This window comes from Curtobacterium sp. C2H10 (assembly GCF_025407985.1).
In the GTDB taxonomy this organism is placed as follows: Bacteria; Actinomycetota; Actinomycetes; order Actinomycetales; family Microbacteriaceae; genus Curtobacterium.
Genome location: NZ_JABXGF010000037.1, coordinates 18,160 through 35,484 on the forward strand (window position 1 = coordinate 18,160; position 17,325 = coordinate 35,484).

The window sequence follows — 17,325 nt, forward strand, 5'->3', positions numbered from 1 at the left end:
GCTATTCGACCGTCACCGACTTGGCGAGGTTCCTCGGCTTGTCCACGTCGCACCCCAGCTGGAGCGCGAGTTCGCGGGCGAGCATCTGCAGCGGGACGACGGCCTCGAGCGGACCCCACGGTGCGGTCGCGCGACCCCAGGCGAGGTCGCCGACGATGCGACGGCCGAGTGCGGGGATGTCCGACCCCTCGCCGCCGATCGTGATGACGAACCCGCCGCGGGCACGGACCTCGGCGATGTTCGCCTGCAGTCGGTGGTCGCCGTGGTCGATGACGACGACCGGGGTCCCCTCGTCGACGAGGGCGAGCGGGCCGTGCTTCAGCTCGCCGGCCGGGTAGGCCTCGGCCCAGCGGTAGCTGAGCTCCTTGAGCTTGAGCGCGCCCTCGGCCGCGTAGGGCAGCCCGGCGCCGCGGCCGAGGAAGAGGAAGCCGGTCGCGTCCTTGACGCTCGAGACGAGCAGCGGGATGCGGTCGGCGGCGATCGCGGCGGCGTGGTCGATGCGGGCGGGGAGGTCGGAGAGCTCGCCGACGAGCGCGGCCGCGCGTTCGCCGTCGATCCGACCCGAGGCGACGAGCGCGGAGATCACCGCGGCGACGCCGACGACGACCTGCGCGGTGAACGTCTTCGTCGCGGCGACACCGATCTCCGGGCCGGCGTGGCAGTCGAGCACGGCGTCCGCCCGGCGGGCCAGGGACGAGTGCACGTTGTTCGTGAGGGCGAGCACCGGGTGCCGGTCCTCGAAGCGGTCGAGCGCGCGGAGGACGTCGGCGGTCTCGCCGGACTGGCTGATGGCGACCACGAGCGTGTCCGGGCCGAGCACCGCCTGGTCGGCCTCGCTCGCGACGACGATGTCCGTCGGCACGCCGCCGATGCCGCGCAGCGCGGTGGCGATCACCTGCCCGGCGTTGAGCGAGGTGCCGCACGCGACGATCGCCAGTCGGTGGAACCCGGGGAGCCCCAGGCCGACCCACATGCTGCCGTCGGCGGCCCGGCGGGCGACCCGGTCGAGGATCGAGGCGACGACCTCGGGCTGCTCCTCGATCTCCTTCGCCATGTGGTCCGGGTGGTCGCCGAGGTCGAGCGCGGTCGCGGCGAACGGGGACGGCGTCGGGAAGGGCACGGGGACCGTGACGCCGGAGGACGACCACGTCCAGGCCTCGCCGAGTTCGACGACGTCGCCGTCGCGGAGTGCCACGAAGGTCTCGCACCACTCGGCGATCGCACCGATGTCGCTCGCCACGAAGTCGCCGCGGGCGGACCGTGCGACGACGAGGGGGGAGCGCTCGGCGGCGACGACCATGCGGCCGTCCCGGGCGTCGAGCACCACGATCGCCCACGAGCCCTCGAGCTGCGCCGCCGCGATCTGCACCGCGAGCATGAGGTCCGGGTCCACCGCGAGCGCCCGCTCGACGAGGTGCGCGATGACCTCGGAGTCGACGTCCGACGAGAACACGTGGCCCTGGCGCTCGAGCGTCGCACGGAGCCGGTCGGCGTTCTCGACGATGCCGTTGTGCACGATGCTGATCCGTCCGGAGCAGTCGGCGTGCGGGTGCGCGTTCGCCTCGCGGACCACACCGTGCGTCGCCCACCGGGTGTGCCCGATGCCGACCCCCGTCAGCGCGTCGCCGGAGCGTGCGGCGACGAGCGTGCGCAGGTCACCGACGCGCGACACGGACCGGATGGTCTCGGTGCCGCCGTGGGCGGTCCGGACGGCGATGCCCGCCGAGTCGTACCCGCGGTACTCGAGTCGTTCGAGTCCGTCGAGCAGGTAGGGGGACGCGTCGTCGGTGACGCGGGCCGCGATGATGCCGCACATCTGGTTTCCCTTCGGGTGGGAGGAGCAGCTCGGGTGGGGGAGGGAGGAGCCTTGCGGCACCGACCGCCGTCGGGTCTGCCGTGCGTCCGGTCCGCCGGCCCGGGCCGCCGCCCGTCCTCGGATCAGGCGAGGACGGACGACGGCGTTCGTGGGCCGACGGTTCGGGTACCGGACGGGGTACCACGGGCGGGCTCCCGGAGGAGCACGGCGGTCGGTGCACGAGAAGCATCACCCGCCGGTCGGTGACACGGCAACGGTCGTCGCCCGCTCTTGCGGTTCACCGCGAGCGGTCCCCCGTTCGGAGGACAGGGCGTGCGGAGTCCCGCAACCCGCATCCACTGCCCGCACCGACGACGAACGGGAGGCGCGGTGCCAGCTGGCACCGCGCCTCCCGTCCGGTGGTGGGTCGCGTCTCGACTACGTGAGCAGCGCGACCAGGTGCGAACGCGAGCGCGCTCCCACCTTGCGGTAGATCTGCGTCAGCCGCAGCTCCACCGTCCGCTGCGACATGAAGAGCGACGAGGCGATCTCGCGGTTGCGGTACCCCTCCGTCACCTTCTGCACGACGGCGCGCTCCTCCGCGGTGAGCGAGGTGAGCACCGCCGAGGCGTCCGGCGCGCTGCGCGGCGTCCCGGGCATCTGCGCGGACAACACCGGACCGGACCGGAGCGACGTCGGCGAGCCGAAGACCGGCATCGCGACCGTCGCGGCCGGGGTGGCCAGCGGACGCCGGAGCCCCGCCGCCTCGTACGCCGCCGCGGCGGCCGCACCGAGGCGCGGACGCTCCGTCGGGGTCCCCACGGCAGCGAGCGCCGCGAAGGTCCGTGCACGTTCGAACTGCGAGTCGTGCGGCTGGAACAGCTCCAGTGCACGGCGACGCGCGGTGTCACGGGTGGTGTCGTCCGCGACGAGCGCGAGGCTCCGCGCCAGGACGAGGGCGCCCCAGCGCGACGGGCGGGCGTGGTGGTCCGCCGCGAGCCGTGCGGCGATCGCCCGGGCGTCGTCGATCCGGTCGAGGCGCGAGTACGCCTCCACCAGGTCGCCGAGGTGCCGGAGCACCGCCGGGTTCCGCAGCGAGCGACCGATGGCGTCCGCCGCCTCGAGCGAGGCCGCGGCCTCGTCGAGCCGACCGTCGAGCAGCAGGACCCGACCGCGCAGGGCGTGCAGCTTGGCGGTCGCACCCCACAGACGGTTCGTGGAACGCTGCGCGAGGCACCGGTCGAGGACCTCGAGTGCCTCGGGGGAGCGCCCCTCGGCGAAGTGCCGCCAGGCGAGCGCGATGGCACGGGACGGCTCACGGAGCCGCTCGACCACCGATGACCCGGCTTCCCACACGTCGATCGCGCGGAGCGCCTGCCGGAAGTTCCCGGAGCGCACCTCGTTCTCGGCGGACAGGTAGCGGGCGGCCTCGGTCCAGACCGGCATGGCCTCCTGTCCCCGGGCGAGGACGAGGGCGAACACGCGGCGGGCGCTGCGGTACCGCTCGGCGATGCTCAACGCGTGGGCGAGGAGCAGCAGTGCCGGGTCGGACATGCCCACCAGCGTCGTGGTGGAGAGCCCGTCGTGCAGCGCCGTGTCGGCCGGGAGGGTCCCGTCGACCGCGGCGATGAGCTCGTGCGCGGTCTCCGTGATCTCCAGGGTGTGCTGCGACGCGGACCGCTTGAGCGGCTCCGCCCGGGCGAGGAGGTCCCTGGCGTGGTCGAGCTCCCAGGCCTCGGCCCGGAAGCACGCGACCATCGCGAGGAGCCCACCGAGTGCGTCCGCCTCGGCGGCGTTCTCGGGGTCGACCGGCACGAGGAGCTCGTCCGCGTGCACGGCGTCGCCGCTGAGGTACTGCACCGAGTACGACAGACGGAGCCGACGGGTCTCGTCCGCCGTGGAGCGGAACGGCCGGATCGCGGCGAGGTACCGCGCGGCGAAGCCGAGCAGCCGGTTCGCCAGCAGGGCCTCGGCGACACCGAGGAGCGCAGCGTGCTCGTCCTCGTGCCCCGAACCGATGTGCAGGGCGCGCTCGGTGAGCACGACCGCGGCCTGGGCGTTGCCGTCCACCACGTACGAGCGGGCTGCACGGAGCAGCGCGACCACGTCCGGGACGTCGTCGACGAAGCTGCGGTGCCACGCGGCCGCACGTGGGTCGGACTCGGCGCTCGCCGCGGCGAGTTCCGTGTGCGCGGCCCGACGGTCCCGTGCCGGCATCCGCCAGTACAGCGCGGAACGGACCAGGGGATCGCGGACCGAGACGGTCTGACCCTTGACGGTCGTGAGTCCGGCGTGTGCCAGGTCGTCGAGCTCGTCGCGGTCCCAACCGGTGGTCTTCGCCACGGGGACGAGGGCCAACCGCGCCAGGACGTCCAGATCGCGTCCTGCTGCGGAACCGAGCACCAGGGCCGCGATGGCCTCGGTGGTCGGGGTCGGTCGGAGCGGCAGCACGAGCGGCTCGGAGCCGTTCAGCTGCTCGCGACTGAGCACGGCGAGCTGCTCGCGCAGTGCGCCGGGGTTGCCACCGGTCTCCTCGGCGAGGACGGCGAGGACACCCTCGTTCGCCTCTTCCGGAGCCATGTCACGGGCGAGCACGAGTGCTTCGTCCGAGGGCAGCGGTTCGATCCGGAGCGTCGGCAGGGCCGCGAGCGGTCCCGCCGGCGGCACGGTGCGGACCGTGGCGACGACGCGCAGTGCGGTGCCGGCGAGCCGCGACGCGAGGAACGCGATGAGCTCCTGGCTCTCCACGTCCATGCGGTCGAGGTCGTCGATCAGCACGAGCGTCGGCGGCAGGGTGAGGGCGTGCACGGCGTCGAGGAAGTCGTGCGCCGCCGCCAGCCCCGGCGTCTGCCGGTCGACGGGTGCGCTCCCCTGGAGGAGGTGCGCGATGTGGGCCGTCGCACGGGGATCGTCGAGTGCGGTGAAGAGCGAGGTCACGCCGGCCAGGGGCCAGTGGGACTCACTCCCGTTCACTCCGACGCGTACGACGGGGAGGGAGACGCGGTTGGACACCGCGTCGAGGACGCTGCTGCGTCCGGAACCAGGGTCGCCGACGACGACCATCGCGGACTCACGAGGGAGTACAGCGAGGGTCGCGATCCGGTCGACCTCGAGACGGCGACCGGTGAGTGCCATGACTCACCGGCCTCCGGGCCCGGAAGCGGATGCAACGGAGGAGAGGGACCGGTCGGAGGCACGGCGGGTGACCGCGCGCAGAGCCGGACGTGGGGCACGCAGGGAAGAACGCGTGCCGGAGCTGTCGGAAACGGAATGCGGATGACGAGTGAGGGTGCACTCGGTTCCGCTCGGGAACGATGAAGTCATCGTCTGTATCACCCCTCGGGTTAGGGTCTTCGGACGAAGCACGACCGGTCTGGCATCCCGTTCGGAGCTAGGGACTCCGAAGCGGCACCTGACCTGTCGCCTGAAAGCAAGATAACTCAGGTTCTGGCTCGGATGGCCGGTCTCCGCAATCCGATGTCCACCCTCGGTGTCCCCAGTCCGGGGGGCCACGTGCCCCCCTCGGGGGGCGTTCCGGGATCGGCTGCGGCGATTCGTGGTACGAAAACGGGGTACAGCCGGTGTCCGCCGCAGGGCCGACCCGCTGGGTGGGTGCGTCGGTCGAGTGTTCGTGCCGACTCGGAACGACAACGCCGATGTCGGACGACGTCGACGGTGTCGCTTCCGCGCGGCCGCAACGGTTGCGCGCGGGACTGCGACGAGGCCGCTGTCGTACGACGTCGACGATGTCGCACCGCGGCGCGTGCAACAGTTGCACGCGCCGGGCGTTCGGGGCCGTCAGCGGCGGATGACCTCGACCACGGCGTCGTGCACGAGTCCGTTCGTCGCGAGGGCGCTGCCGTGCCAGGGCCCGGGATCGCCGTCGAGCGAGGTGAACCGGCCCCCGGCCTCCTCGACGATCGGCACGAGCGCCGCCATGTCCCACGGCTTGAGGTCGGGCTCGCCGGCGACGTCGAGGACGCCCTCGGCCACGAGCATGTACGACCACATGTCGCCGTAGGCCCGGGTGCGCCAGACCCGACGGGAGAGCGTCACGAGGGCGTCCAGGCGGTCGTCGTCGTCCCACTGCTGGATGCTGTTGTAGCTCAGGCTGGCCTCGGCCAGCGAGTCGACGCCGGAGACGTGCAGGGGACCGTCGAAGGAGTGCGCGCCGAGCCCCTCGGCCGCCCACCAGCGCTTGCCGAGGGCGGGTGCGCTCACGACGCCGAGGACCGGGCGCCCGTCCACCGCGAGCGCGATGAGGGTGGCCCAGACCGGGACGCCGCGGAGGTAGTTCGCGGTGCCGTCGATGGGGTCGACCACCCACTGGCGGTGGCCCTCGCTGACGGCCTCGGCGCCGGTGTCCGCGGTGGTCTCCTCGCCGAGGAAGGCGTCGTCGGGACGCTCGGCGCCCAGCCGCTCGCGGAGCGCTCGTTCGACCGCCTGGTCGGCGTCGGTGACGTGCGTACTGTCGGCCTTCTTCGACACGTGCAGGTCGGCGGCGCGGAACCGCTCGAGGCTGATCGCGTCGGCGGTGTCGGCGAGGGAGCGGGCGAAGTCCAGGTCGGCGCTGAGGTCCACGGTCGCCAGCGTAGCGGGGGCTACGCCGCCACGACCTCTTCCTCCTCGAGGGCGGTGACCTCGCGCTCGCGGGCGATGCGGGCCCGGCGGGCGACGAGACCGTGCACGACGACGCAGAGCAGCACGGCCGCGGCGAGCCACAGCGCCAGCACGAGCGACGACCGACCGAGCGAGGCGCCCGGGAAGTACTGCAGGTCCTGCGCAGCCTGGAGCCAGGCGGCACCGCTCCAGAACGTGTTGAGGCCGGCGAAGAACCCCGGCTGGAACGCCGGCTGGAAGATGCCACCGGACGACGTGAAGTTCAGCATCACGAACAGCATCGTGAGGATCGGCGTCGTCCACCGGCCGAGCAGCGGGTGGAGGCCGACCCCGAGCGCGACGATGATCGCGTCGTACATCCAGGCGAACAGGAAGATCTCCCACCGGTTCGTCGTGATGATGCCGTACAGCGGACCGGCGATGAGGATGCCGATGCCCGCGACCACTCCGGCCGTCGCGAGGCCGGTGACGGCGGTCCACAGCGGTCGCAGCCGGGTGGCGAAGGCGGCCACCGCGATCGCGGACGCGTAGCCGCCGACGCTCAGGGCGACGAGCAGGAAGAACAGGCCCTGTCCGGTGGTGTCCTCGTCGCCGGAGGGCACGACGTCCTGCACCGTGAAGGGCAGGTGCGACCGGTAGGCGATCGGCATGAAGATCTTCTGGGCCGCGCTCGCGGTGGTCTCCGACGCCGCGGTCGAGACGTAGAGCGTCGCCCCGGTCGCGGTCGGTGCGTAGACGGCGGCGAGGTCGCGGTCGCGGACCTGGCGCTCGGCCTCGGCGGTGGAGGACACGACGTGGGTGACGAGGGCGCCGTCCGACTCGTCCGTGACGGTCTGCGCGAACACCTGGGTCGCCGCACCCTGTCCGACGATGCCGACCGGGAGGTCGTGCGGCGTCGGGGCGTGGAAGGCGCCGAGGTAGGCGAGACCCATGCCGATCGCGAGGAAGAGGGGCACGAGGATGTGCGAGCCGAAGCTCAGCAGGGTGCGACCGAGGCCCTGCGGACGGAGCGCCGACGGGCCGTTCGGCTGACGCGGGGCCCTGGAGGCCCGAGGCGCGGCGTGCGAGTGGGTGTGGGGGGAGGTGGTGTGCACGTGCGACGTCGTTGTCGTCATGGGGGAGGACGGGGCGTCGACGGCGGGGGTCGGCGCAAAGTTGTACTTTGCAACTTCAGACACGAATGGCAACTGTACAACGTCGGTGCACACCTGTCGACCCAGGTACCGCAGCGCACGGTGCGGGGCCGGCGCCGGAGTGTGCGAGCCTCCGCACACCGTGGGAGGGCGCCGGCGTCCCACCGAGCGCGGAACCTCGCACACTGCGCGAGGCGCGAGGCGCGAGGCGCGAGGCACGTCGGCGCCCCGCGCTACTCCGTGCCCGGGTCCTCGGCGCCCATGCCGGTCAGCAGCGCCCGGAACGAGTCGAGCCGCTCGACCCCGGTCGACCCGAGCTCGCCGGCCTGCACCCGGTCGACGATCTCCCAGTCGTGCGCCTGGGAGAGGGGGATCCCGTCCGCCGGCTCGCGGACGGGCACGGCGTGCGAGGCGAAGGCACGGAAGACGTTCGCCGGGTCGACGTGTCCGAGCCCGAACGACCGGACACCCGGGGTGTCGATGATCCACCCGCCGTCCCGCACCTGCAGCGCGATCGACGACGACGAGGTGTGCCGTCCCCGACCGGTCACCGAGTTGACGACCCCGGTGGCCCGGGAGGAACCGGTCAGCGCGTTCACGAGCGTCGACTTCCCGACGCCCGAGTGCCCGACGGTCACGGTCACCTTGTCGTCGAGGACCTCGTGCAGGGCGTCGAACGGCACGTCGTCGGAGCGGCTCGTCACGATGCGCAGGTCGAGGCAGGCGAAGTGCGCGAGGAACTCGGTGGGATCGGCGAGGTCGGTCTTCGTGATGCAGAGGATCGGGTCGAGGCCGGCGTCGAACGCCGCCACGAGGTACCGGTCGATCAGTCGGGTGCGCGGCTCGGGGTCGGCGGCGGCCACGACGATGAGCATCTGGTCGGCGTTCGCCACGATGACGCGCTCGACCTCGTCGGTGTCGTCGGCGCTCCGGCGCAGCAGCGTGGTGCGCTCGGCGACCTTCACGATGCGCGCGAGGGAGCCCGGTTCGCCGGAGACGTCGCCGGCGAGGTGGACCGTGTCGCCGGTGACGACGGACTTCTTCCCCAGCTCGCGGGCCTTCGTGGCCGTGATGACCCGGTCCCCGACGAGCACGCCGAAGCGCCCGCGGTCGACGTTCGTCACCCACCCGGTGGGGGCGTCCTCGTACGTCGGACGGACCTTCGTGCGGGGGCGGTTGCCCTTCGGGTTGGGTCGGACCCGGACGCTCGACTCGTCGTACTGCCCGTACGGCTCGTCCGCGTCCGAGTCGTCACCGTCGACGTCGTCCCACCAGCTCATCGCGTCAGACCCCTTCGTCGCCGGTCGCGACCAGGGCCGCCCACAGCTCGGGGAACTGCGGCAGCGTCTTCGCGGTCGAGCCGATGTCGTCGACGGCGACGCCGTCGACGACGAGACCCACGACCGCGCCGGCCGTCGCCATCCGGTGGTCGTCGTACGCGGCCCAGTCGCCGCCGTGGAGCGCGGCAGGCTCGATGCGGAGGCCGTCGTCGAGTTCGTGCACCGCGCCTCCCGAACGGTTGACGTCCGACGCGAGCGCGGCGAGACGGTCCGTCTCGTGCCCGCGGAGGTGGCCGATCCCGGTGATCTCGGACGGGCCGTCGGCCAGGGCCGCCAACGCGACCAGGGCAGGCGCGAGCTCGCCGCCGCGGCTGAGGTCGAGTTCGAGACCCGGGAGGGAGGCGCCACCCCGGACCCCGACGCCGCCGTCGAAGACGAGGTCGTCGCCGTCCCGCGTGACGGTCGCGCCCCACAGGGGGAGGAGCCGCTCGAGGTCGGCGCCGACCTGGGTCGTCGCCCTCGGCCAGGTGCGGATGCGGACGGAGCCGCCGGCGACGAGCGCCGCCACGGCGAACGGCGCGGCGTTCGACAGGTCGGGTTCGATGGTGACGTCGCGAGCGGCGATCGGACCGGGGTGCACGACCCACTCGCCGACCGCGGGCTCGTCGACCCGGACGCCGCGGGCACGGAGGGCGGCGACGGTCATCTCGATGTGCGGCATGCTCGGCAGGCGCTCGCCGACGTGCGTGAGGTGCAGGCCCTCGTCGAAGCGCGGGGCGGAGAGTAGGAGCCCGGAGACGAACTGCGACGAGGCGGACGCGTCGATCGAGAGCGATCCGCCGCGGACCGAGCCGGTGCCGGTGAACGAGAACGGCATCGCGCCGCCGCCGTCGTCGGTGACGTCCACGCCGAGGTCGACGAGCGCCTGGATGATGGCGTGCATCGGCCGCTTGCGGGCGTACGGGTCGCCGTCGACCGTGACCGGCCCGACCGCGAGGGCGGCGAGGGGCGGCAGGAAGCGCATCACAGTGCCGGCGAGTCCGCAGTCCACCCGGACGTCGCCGTGCATCGGCGCCGGCGTGATGCGGAGGTCGGGGCCGTACGGGTTCGGGGCTGCGCCGGGCGCCGGCGGGACCTCGTCGATCCCGACGCCGAGCTGCCGGAGCGCCTCGACCATGAGCGCCGAGTCGCGCGAGTGCAGCGGCAGCCGGATGGTCGACGGACCGTCGGCGAGGGCGGCGAGCACGAGCTCGCGGTTGGTGAGCGACTTCGACCCGGGCAGCGACACGTCGCCGTGCAGCGGACCCCGCGCGAGCGGGGCGATCCAGGGCTCGGTCCGGGACTGGGAATGCGTCGTGACTGCCATCGGTTCACAAGGGTACTGAACGCACCGGGAGGATCAGTGGCGACAGCGACACTCGCACGACCGCGGACGACTCTGCCCGCCGTGCCGACGACGCTCGGGAGCACCGTCGGCCTAGACTCGACGGCGATGACGACCGACGAACCGCACGCAGCACCGCACGACCTGGTCGAGGAGACCGAGGCGCAGCTCGACGTGGTGTCCGAAGAAGCAGCACTGCGCGAGGACGAGGCCAGCGACGACGAGGCCGGCGACGACGAGGCCACCGCGGTCGACGTCGTCGACGCGAAGACCGTCTCCGAGGCCGAGCTCCGTTCCCTCTTCGAGGACCAGGCGCTGCCCTTCATGGACCAGCTCTACGGCGCCGCGATGCGGATGACCCGCAACCCGGCCGACGCGTCCGACCTCGTGCAGGAGACGTTCGTCAAGGCCTTCGCTGCGTTCCGCCAGTTCAAGCAGGGCACGAACCTCAAGGCCTGGCTGTACCGCATCCTCACGAACACGTTCATCAACACGTACCGCAAGAACCAGCGCAACCCGTACCAGGGCACGATCGACGAGCTCGAGGACTGGCAGCTCGGTGGCGCGGAGAGCGTGACGCAGTCGATCTCGGCGCGCTCTGCCGAGGCCGACGCCATCGACCACCTGCCGTCCTCCGCCGTGAAGGACGCGCTGCAGGCCATCCCCGAGGACTTCCGGATGGCCGTCTACTTCGCCGATGTCGAGGGGTTCTCCTACCAGGAGATCGCCGACATCATGAAGACCCCCGTGGGGACGGTCATGAGCCGCCTCCACCGTGGCCGCCGGCTCCTCCGCGGGCTCCTGGCCGACCACGCACGTGAGACCGGCATCGTCCCGGACGCAGCGTCGACGGCGACGATGCGCGGACGAGGCCGGAAGGTTGCCGCGGCGTCGAGCCGCGTCGAAGGGAAGGAAGCGCGATGAGCGGCTGCGACTGCTCGAAGGCGAAGGCCGAGCTCGAGGAGTTCCTGCACGGGGAGCTCTGCCGCGAGGACGCGGCGGACATCCGTGAGCACATGGACGACTGCGAGGACTGCACGACCGAGCACCGCGTCGGCGTCGTCCTCATCGAGACGGTCCGTCGCGCGTGCAAGGAGACGGCACCCGAGGAACTCCGCACCGAGATCCTCGCCCGCATCCGCCTGGAGCAGGCCACCCACTGAACGTCCTGGCAGCCGTCGTCACACGCACGGGGCTGTCGGTAGTGTCGCGGGCATGACCCTCTCCGTCGAGTCGATCACCACCTGGTCCGACACGGACGTCGCCGACGTCGCCGCCCTCGTCCGACTGCTCGGCCACGAGGTCGACGACGCCGCCATGCGCGCCCGCCTCGAACGGCTCACGCCCGAGGCCGGACACCGCACCTGGGTGGTGCGGGACGACGACGGTCGTGCGATCGCGGTCGCCGGCGCGCAGGTCACGTGGGCGTACGCGAGCGACGAGCCGACGGCGCAGCTGCTGCTGATGGTGGTCGACGAGTCGGCCAGGAGGCTCGGCACCGGTTCGGCGCTCATCGGCACGTTCGAAGCATGGGCGGTCGAGCAGGGCGCGCGTCGCCTCAGCGCCGTCAGCGCTGCGGCCACGGACAGCGCGCACCGGTTCTACCAGAAGCGCGGGTACCACGACGCCGGGGTGCGCTACACGAAGATCGCGTAGCGCACCCCGCGTCGGGCGTCAGCCCAGCGCTCGCGTGATGACGTCGGTCGCTTCCTGTGCGGAGCGCTTCGACGAACCCGTGGCCGGCGCGGCACTCGCCGGACGGGCGGCGACCGACAGCGGTCGACCGTCGAGGTGCGGCGACAGGTTCATGCACACGAACGGCCAGGCGCCCTGGTTCTCCGGCTCTTCCTGCGCCCACACGACGTCGGCGCCCGGGTAGCCCGCGAGCACCTGGAGGATCTGCTCGAGGGGGAGCGGGGCGAGCTGCTCGAGCCGGACGAGGGCGACGTCGGCGGCGCCGCGCTTGTCGAGCTCGGCGCGCAGGTCGTGGTGCACCTTGCCGGAGTGCAGGACCACCCGGCGCACCGCCGACTTGTCGGTCACGCGGTCGTCGTCGAGGACCTCGGAGAAGGTGCCGCTCGTGAACGCGTCCACCGGGCTCGTCGCCTGGCGGAGGCGCAGCATCGCCTTCGGGGAGAACACGATGAGCGGCTTCTGCGGCCGCTCCCACGCCTGGCGTCGCAGCAGGTGGAAGTACGACGCCGGGGTCGACGGCCGGGCCACCACCATGTTGTCCTCGGCGCAGAGCTGCAGGTACCGCTCGATGCGCGCCGACGAGTGGTCCGGTCCCTGGCCCTCGTAGCCGTGGGGGAGCAGGAGCACGAGGCCCGAGCGCTGTCCCCACTTCTGCTCGGCGGAGGAGATGAACTCGTCGATGACGGTCTGGGCGCCGTTCGCGAAGTCGCCGAACTGCGCCTCCCACAGGACGAGGGCCTCGGGACGCTCGACCGAGTAGCCGTACTCGAACGCCATCGCCGCGTACTCGCTGAGCAGCGAGTCGTAGATGTACAGGCGGGCCTGGTCCTCGGTGAGGTTCGCGAGGGGCAGCCACTCCTGGCCGTTCACACGGTCGTGGAAGACGGCCTGGCGCTGCACGAAGGTGCCACGGCGGGCGTCCTGCCCAGCGAGGCGGACCGGCTTGCCCTCGACGAGGATCGACCCGATGGCCATGAGCTCCGCCATCGCCCAGTCGACGCCGCCGTTGCGGGTCATGTCGGTGCGCTTGGACAGGAGCTGCTGGAGCTTCGGGTGCACCTGGAAGCCCGCGGGCGGGTTGCTGTGCGCGTCGCCGATGGCCCGGACGAGTTCCTCGGACACGGCGGTCTCGTGCACCTCGACCTCGGAGTCGTCGCGCTGCGCTGCCGGTCGTTCGAGGCCCTGCACGGCGCCGTCGTCGTCGACCGTGATGACCGGGATCGTGCCGGTCTGCGCCTCGTGCGTCTCCGCGAAGGCGCGTTCCAGGCGGTCCTGGAAGTCGCGGTGCGCCTCGTCGTACTCCTCTTGCGTGATGTCGCCGCGGCCGACGAGGGCCTCGGTGTAGAGGGTGCGGACGGAGCGCTTCGCCTCGATGAGGTTGTACATGAGCGGCTGCGTCATCGACGGGTCGTCGCCCTCGTTGTGTCCGCGGCGGCGGTAGCAGATGAGGTCGATGACGACGTCGCGGTGGAACTCCTCGCGGTAGGCGAAGGCGAGCTCGGCGACGCGGGCGACGGCCTCGGGGTCGTCCCCGTTCACGTGGAAGATCGGCGCCTGGATCGTCTTCGCCACGTCGGTGGAGTACACCGAGCTGCGGGCCGACTCCGGCGGGGTGGTGAACCCGACCTGGTTGTTGATCACGAGGTGCACGGTGCCGCCGGTGCGGTAGCCGCGCAGCTGCGACATCTGCAGGGTCTCGACCACGACGCCCTGACCGGCCATCGCAGCGTCGCCGTGGACCAGCACGGGCAGGACGCCGAACGTGCCGGGGGCCTGCCGGTCCTGCTTCGCGCGGACGATGCCCTCGAGCACGCCGTCGACGGCCTCGAGGTGGGACGGGTTCGCGGCGATCGTCACCGGGATGGCGGTGCCGTCGCTGGCACGGAACACGCCCTCGGTGCCGACGTGGTACTTCACGTCGCCCGATCCCTGGCCCGAGACGGCGCCGGGGAGCGACGACCCCTCGAACTCGCGGAAGATCTGGCCGTAGGTCTTGCCGGCGATGTTCGTCAGCACGTTGAGCCGCCCGCGGTGGGCCATGCCGATCGCGACTTCTTCGAGGCCGGCGGTCGCCGCGCGCTGGATGAGCGAGTCGAGGAACGCGATGGTGGACTCGCCGCCCTCGAGCGAGAAGCGCTTCTGGCCGACGTACTTCGTCTGCAGGAAGGTCTCGAACGCCTCGGCCTCGTTGAGCTTGCCGAGGACCCGGAGCTGGTCGTCCTTCGACGGCTTCGAGTACGGGACCTCGATGTGGGCCTGCACCCAGCGACGCTGTTCCGGGTCCTGGATGTGCATGTACTCGATGCCGACCGTGCGGCAGTAGGCGTCGCGGAGGATCCCGAGCACGTCGCGCAGCGGGGCGTTCGTCGTGCCGGCGAGCCCGCCGGTGACGAACTCGCGGTCGAGGTCCCAGAAGGTCAGCCCGTGGCTCTCGATCTCGAGGTCGGGGTGGGTGCGCTGCCGGTACTCGAGCGGGTCGATGTCCGCCATGAGGTGCCCGCGGACACGGAAGCTGTTGATGAGCTCCTGCACACGCGCCGTCTTGTTCACCCGGTGCGCGAGGTCGACGTTGATGTCGTTCGCCCACTGGATCGGCTTGTACGGGATCCGGAGCGCCGCGAAGATGCCCTCGTAGAAGCCGTGCTCGCCGATGAGTCGCTCGTGCACCTTCTTGAGGTACTCGCCCGACCCCGCACCCTGGATGACGCGGTGGTCGTAGGTGCTCGTCAGCGTGATGGTCTTGCCGATGCCGAGCTCGACGAGGGTCTTCGCCGCCGAGCCCTGGAACTGCGCCGGGTACTCCAGGGCACCGGCGCCGATGATGGCACCCTGCCCCTTCGTCAGGCGCGGCACCGAGTGGACCGTGCCGATGCCGCCCGGGTTCGTCAGCGAGATCGTGGTGCCCTGGAAGTCGGCCGGCGTGAGCTTGTTGTCACGGGCGCGCTTGACGAGGTCCTCGTAGGCGGAGAGGAACTGGCCGAACGTCAGGGTCTCGGCGCGCTTGATGCTCGGGACGAGCAGGGAGCGCGAGCCGTCCTTCTTCGGGACGTCGATCGCGATGCCGAGGTTGACGTGCGCGGGGGCCACCACGAAGGGCTTGCCGTCGCGCTCCTCGTAGAAGACGTTCTGACTCGGGAAGTCCTTGAGCGCCTGCACCATCGCCCACCCGATGAGGTGCGTGAACGAGATCTTGCCGCCGCGGGCCCGACGCAGGTGGTTGTTCACGACGATGCGGTTGTCGATCATCAGCTTCGCCGGGATCGTCCGCACGCTCGTCGCGGTCGGCACCGTGAGCGAGGCGTCCATGTTCGAGGCGAGCGTCTTCGCCATGCCCCGGAGCGGGGTCGCCACGTCCTCGTGGGTCTCCTCGTGGTCGTCGGCTTCGTCGTTGGCCTCGGCCGGGATCGGCTGCGGCGTGGGCTGGCGCGACGTGGTCTTCGCCTGGATCGGCCCGGACTTCGCCTCGCCGGGGGCGTCACCGGTCGCGGGCTGCTGGGTCGTGGACTGCTGCTGCTCGGAGGCGGCCGGAGCAGCGGGGGCGGAGGGGGACGGAGCCGGCGCGGACGCGTCGCCACCCTGCGTGCGGTGGTAGCTCTCGAGGACCGGCCACCAGGACTTGTCGACGGACTCCTTGTCGGCGACGAACTGCTCGTAGAGCTCGTCGACGAGCCACTCGTTCGCCCCGAATTCGCCCGCGGTCTCGTCCGTTCCGGTCAGATGGCTCGACACAGCCGATCGCCCACTCTCCGTCGATAGATGCTCGTGTGTGTCGTGCGTAGCAACCCTGCCTCGCACAGGTCCCAAGCCTAGCCGCTCGCAGATGACCGTTCGGTGTCAGGCGGAGGCGGGTCGCGCCTCCCGACCGGGTGTCGCGCGTGTCGCACCGGAGGCGTGCCGAGCCGCCCAGACCGGCCACCCTGGGGAGCCGTACAGTGGGGCCCATGAGGTTCTACGAGACGCGGCCGACACACGACCTGACCTACTCCGACGTCTTCCTCGTCCCCAGCCGGTCGGCGGTGACGAGCCGGTTCGACGTGGACCTCTCGGCGAACGACGGATCCGGTGCGACCATCCCGATCGTCAGCGCCAACATGAACTCGGTCACCGGGCCGCGCCTCGCCGCGACGCTCGCCCGACGCGGCGGCCTGGGCGTCCTGCCGCAGGACATGCACCTGCAGGACCTCGACGCCGCGATCCGCTGGGTCAAGGACCAGCCGGTCGACTTCGACACCGCCTACGACATGGGCGCGCACACCACCGTCGCCGAGGCCCTCGAGCAGCTCCTGCCCGTCGCCGGACGGGGCGTGGTCGTCCGCGACGCCGCCGGCGAGTACCTCGGCTGCGTCCCCGCCGGGCGCCTCGGCGACGCGGGTCCCGACGCCACGCTCGGCGACCTGCTGCACGGCGCCTCCACCGCGATCGACGCCGAGGACGCCGGCACGCCCCGGCACGTGTACGACGTGCTGACCGCGGCCGAGGTCGACTTCGCGCCGGTCATGCGGCACGGCAAGGTCGTCGGCACCGTCAGCCAGACCAGCGCGATCCGCTCGGACATCTACCGGCCGGCCGTCGACGCGTCCGGACGCCTGCGGGTCGCCGCCGCGATCGGCATCAACGGCGACGTCGCCGCGAAGGCGCAGGCCCTCGCGGCCGCCGGCGTCGACGTGCTCGTCCTCGACACCGCGCACGGCCACCAGGAGGGCATGCTCCGCGCCCTCCGCACCGTCGCCGCCCTCGGCCTCGACATCCCGCTCGTCGCGGGCAACGTCGTCACCGCCGACGCGGTCGCCCACCTCGTCGAGGCCGGTGCGACCATCATCAAGGTCGGCGTCGGACCCGGCGCCATGTGCACCACGCGCATGATGACCGCCGTCGGTCGCCCGCAGTTCTCCGCCGTGCTCGAGACCGCCGCCGCGGCCCGGTCGCTCGGTGCGCACGTGTGGGCCGACGGCGGCGTCCGGTACCCGCGCGACGTGGCGCTCGCCCTCGCCGCCGGCGCGTCCGCCGTGATGATCGGCTCGTGGTTCGCGGGCACGCTCGAGGCGCCCGGAGTCCTCCGGCGCGACGCCGCGGGCAAGGCGTACAAGGAGAGCTGGGGCATGGCCAGCGCCAAGGCCGTCCGGGAGCGCTTCGAGCGCCTCGACCCCTACGAGCGGGCCCGCAAGGCGCTCTTCGCCGAGGGGATCTCATCGTCGACGATCTACCTCGACCCGGAGCGGCCGAGTGTCGAGGACCTGCTCGACATGATCACCACCGGTGTCCGCAGCTCGGCGACGTACGCGGGGGCGTCGTCCCTCGCGGAGTTCTCCGAGCGGGCGCTCGTCGGCATCCAGTCGGCCGCCGGCTACGAGGAGGGCAAGCCGCTCCCCGTCAGCTGGTAGCGCAGCGCCCGGCGCGGGCGGCAGCGCGCCGCCGCGC

At 72.1% G+C, this 17,325-nt stretch carries 11 protein-coding genes; 4 read left to right on the forward strand and 7 right to left on the reverse strand.

All coding sequences use genetic code 11. From position 1 onward, the window contains the following. Position 1: 1 nt before the first annotated feature. The 6 genes from glmS to aroA all read right to left on the reverse strand — a co-directional run bounded on the left by glmS (position 2) and on the right by aroA (position 10,194). Positions 2–1,816, reverse strand: a complete 1,815-nt coding sequence (glmS, locus tag HWD93_RS13270; protein ID WP_261647066.1) for a glutamine--fructose-6-phosphate transaminase (isomerizing) — start codon at positions 1,814–1,816, stop codon at positions 2–4. A 417-nt stretch (positions 1,817–2,233) separates the two neighbouring features. Next, complete coding sequence (locus tag HWD93_RS13275) at positions 2,234–4,930, reverse strand: LuxR family transcriptional regulator (protein ID WP_071302147.1); 2,697 nt, start codon at positions 4,928–4,930, stop codon at positions 2,234–2,236. Positions 4,931–5,593: 663 nt separating this feature from the next. After that, positions 5,594–6,376, reverse strand: coding sequence for an inositol monophosphatase family protein (locus HWD93_RS13280; RefSeq protein ID WP_083294964.1), 783 nt, complete (start codon positions 6,374–6,376; stop codon positions 5,594–5,596). Positions 6,377–6,396: 20 nt separating this feature from the next. Further along, complete coding sequence (locus tag HWD93_RS13285; RefSeq protein WP_261647067.1) at positions 6,397–7,509, reverse strand: hypothetical protein; 1,113 nt, start codon at positions 7,507–7,509, stop codon at positions 6,397–6,399. Positions 7,510–7,781: 272 nt separating this feature from the next. Next, positions 7,782–8,828: a ribosome small subunit-dependent GTPase A gene (gene rsgA, locus HWD93_RS13290; RefSeq protein ID WP_070416372.1), complete on the reverse strand. Its 1,047-nt coding sequence runs from the start codon at positions 8,826–8,828 to the stop codon at positions 7,782–7,784. A gap of 4 nt (positions 8,829–8,832) precedes the next feature. Then, positions 8,833–10,194 carry a 3-phosphoshikimate 1-carboxyvinyltransferase gene (gene aroA, locus HWD93_RS13295; protein WP_261647068.1) on the reverse strand — a complete coding sequence of 454 codons (1,362 nt, stop codon included), beginning with the start codon at positions 10,192–10,194 and terminating at the stop codon, positions 8,833–8,835. A 126-nt stretch (positions 10,195–10,320) separates the two neighbouring features. On the opposite strand from aroA, the gene HWD93_RS13300 reads away from it, so the two are divergent. From HWD93_RS13300 to HWD93_RS13310, 3 genes are read left to right on the forward strand one after another with little or no spacing between them, the layout of a single operon-like run. After that, positions 10,321–11,136 carry a sigma-70 family RNA polymerase sigma factor gene (locus tag HWD93_RS13300; RefSeq protein WP_261647069.1) on the forward strand — a complete coding sequence of 272 codons (816 nt, stop codon included), beginning with the start codon at positions 10,321–10,323 and terminating at the stop codon, positions 11,134–11,136. Beyond that, entirely contained in the window at positions 11,133–11,375 is a 243-nt protein-coding gene (locus HWD93_RS13305) for a zf-HC2 domain-containing protein (protein ID WP_070416370.1), read from the forward strand. Before HWD93_RS13300 ends, HWD93_RS13305 begins: the two co-directional genes overlap by 4 nt. Before the next feature lie 52 nt (positions 11,376–11,427). Then, positions 11,428–11,868 carry a GNAT family N-acetyltransferase gene (locus HWD93_RS13310; protein WP_070416369.1) on the forward strand — a complete coding sequence of 147 codons (441 nt, stop codon included), beginning with the start codon at positions 11,428–11,430 and terminating at the stop codon, positions 11,866–11,868. 18 nt (positions 11,869–11,886) lie between these two features. Here the strand turns inward: HWD93_RS13310 and HWD93_RS13315 are convergent, their stop codons facing one another. Then, positions 11,887–15,636, reverse strand: coding sequence for a multifunctional oxoglutarate decarboxylase/oxoglutarate dehydrogenase thiamine pyrophosphate-binding subunit/dihydrolipoyllysine-residue succinyltransferase subunit (locus tag HWD93_RS13315; protein WP_261647070.1), 3,750 nt, complete (start codon positions 15,634–15,636; stop codon positions 11,887–11,889). A 212-nt stretch (positions 15,637–15,848) separates the two neighbouring features. On the opposite strand from HWD93_RS13315, the gene HWD93_RS13320 reads away from it, so the two are divergent. Beyond that, positions 15,849–17,288 (forward strand): GuaB1 family IMP dehydrogenase-related protein, encoded by a 1,440-nt coding sequence (locus HWD93_RS13320; RefSeq protein ID WP_070416368.1) that lies wholly within the window; start codon positions 15,849–15,851, stop codon positions 17,286–17,288. The last annotated feature ends 37 nt before the right edge of the window (positions 17,289–17,325 follow it).

Bases quoted from the DNA above. Each gene is read 5' to 3' on its own strand.
- glmS (WP_261647066.1), bottom strand. From the start codon at position 1,816: ATGTGCGGCATCATCGCGGCCCGCGTCACCGACGACGCGTCCCCCTAC.
- HWD93_RS13275 (WP_071302147.1), bottom strand. From the start codon at position 4,930: ATGGCACTCACCGGTCGCCGTCTCGAGGTCGACCGGATCGCGACCCTC.
- rsgA (WP_070416372.1), bottom strand. From the start codon at position 8,828: ATGAGCTGGTGGGACGACGTCGACGGTGACGACTCGGACGCGGACGAG.
- aroA (WP_261647068.1), bottom strand. From the start codon at position 10,194: ATGGCAGTCACGACGCATTCCCAGTCCCGGACCGAGCCCTGGATCGCC.
- HWD93_RS13300 (WP_261647069.1), top strand. From the start codon at position 10,321: ATGACGACCGACGAACCGCACGCAGCACCGCACGACCTGGTCGAGGAG.
- HWD93_RS13305 (WP_070416370.1), top strand. From the start codon at position 11,133: ATGAGCGGCTGCGACTGCTCGAAGGCGAAGGCCGAGCTCGAGGAGTTC.
- HWD93_RS13310 (WP_070416369.1), top strand. From the start codon at position 11,428: ATGACCCTCTCCGTCGAGTCGATCACCACCTGGTCCGACACGGACGTC.
- HWD93_RS13320 (WP_070416368.1), top strand. From the start codon at position 15,849: ATGAGGTTCTACGAGACGCGGCCGACACACGACCTGACCTACTCCGAC.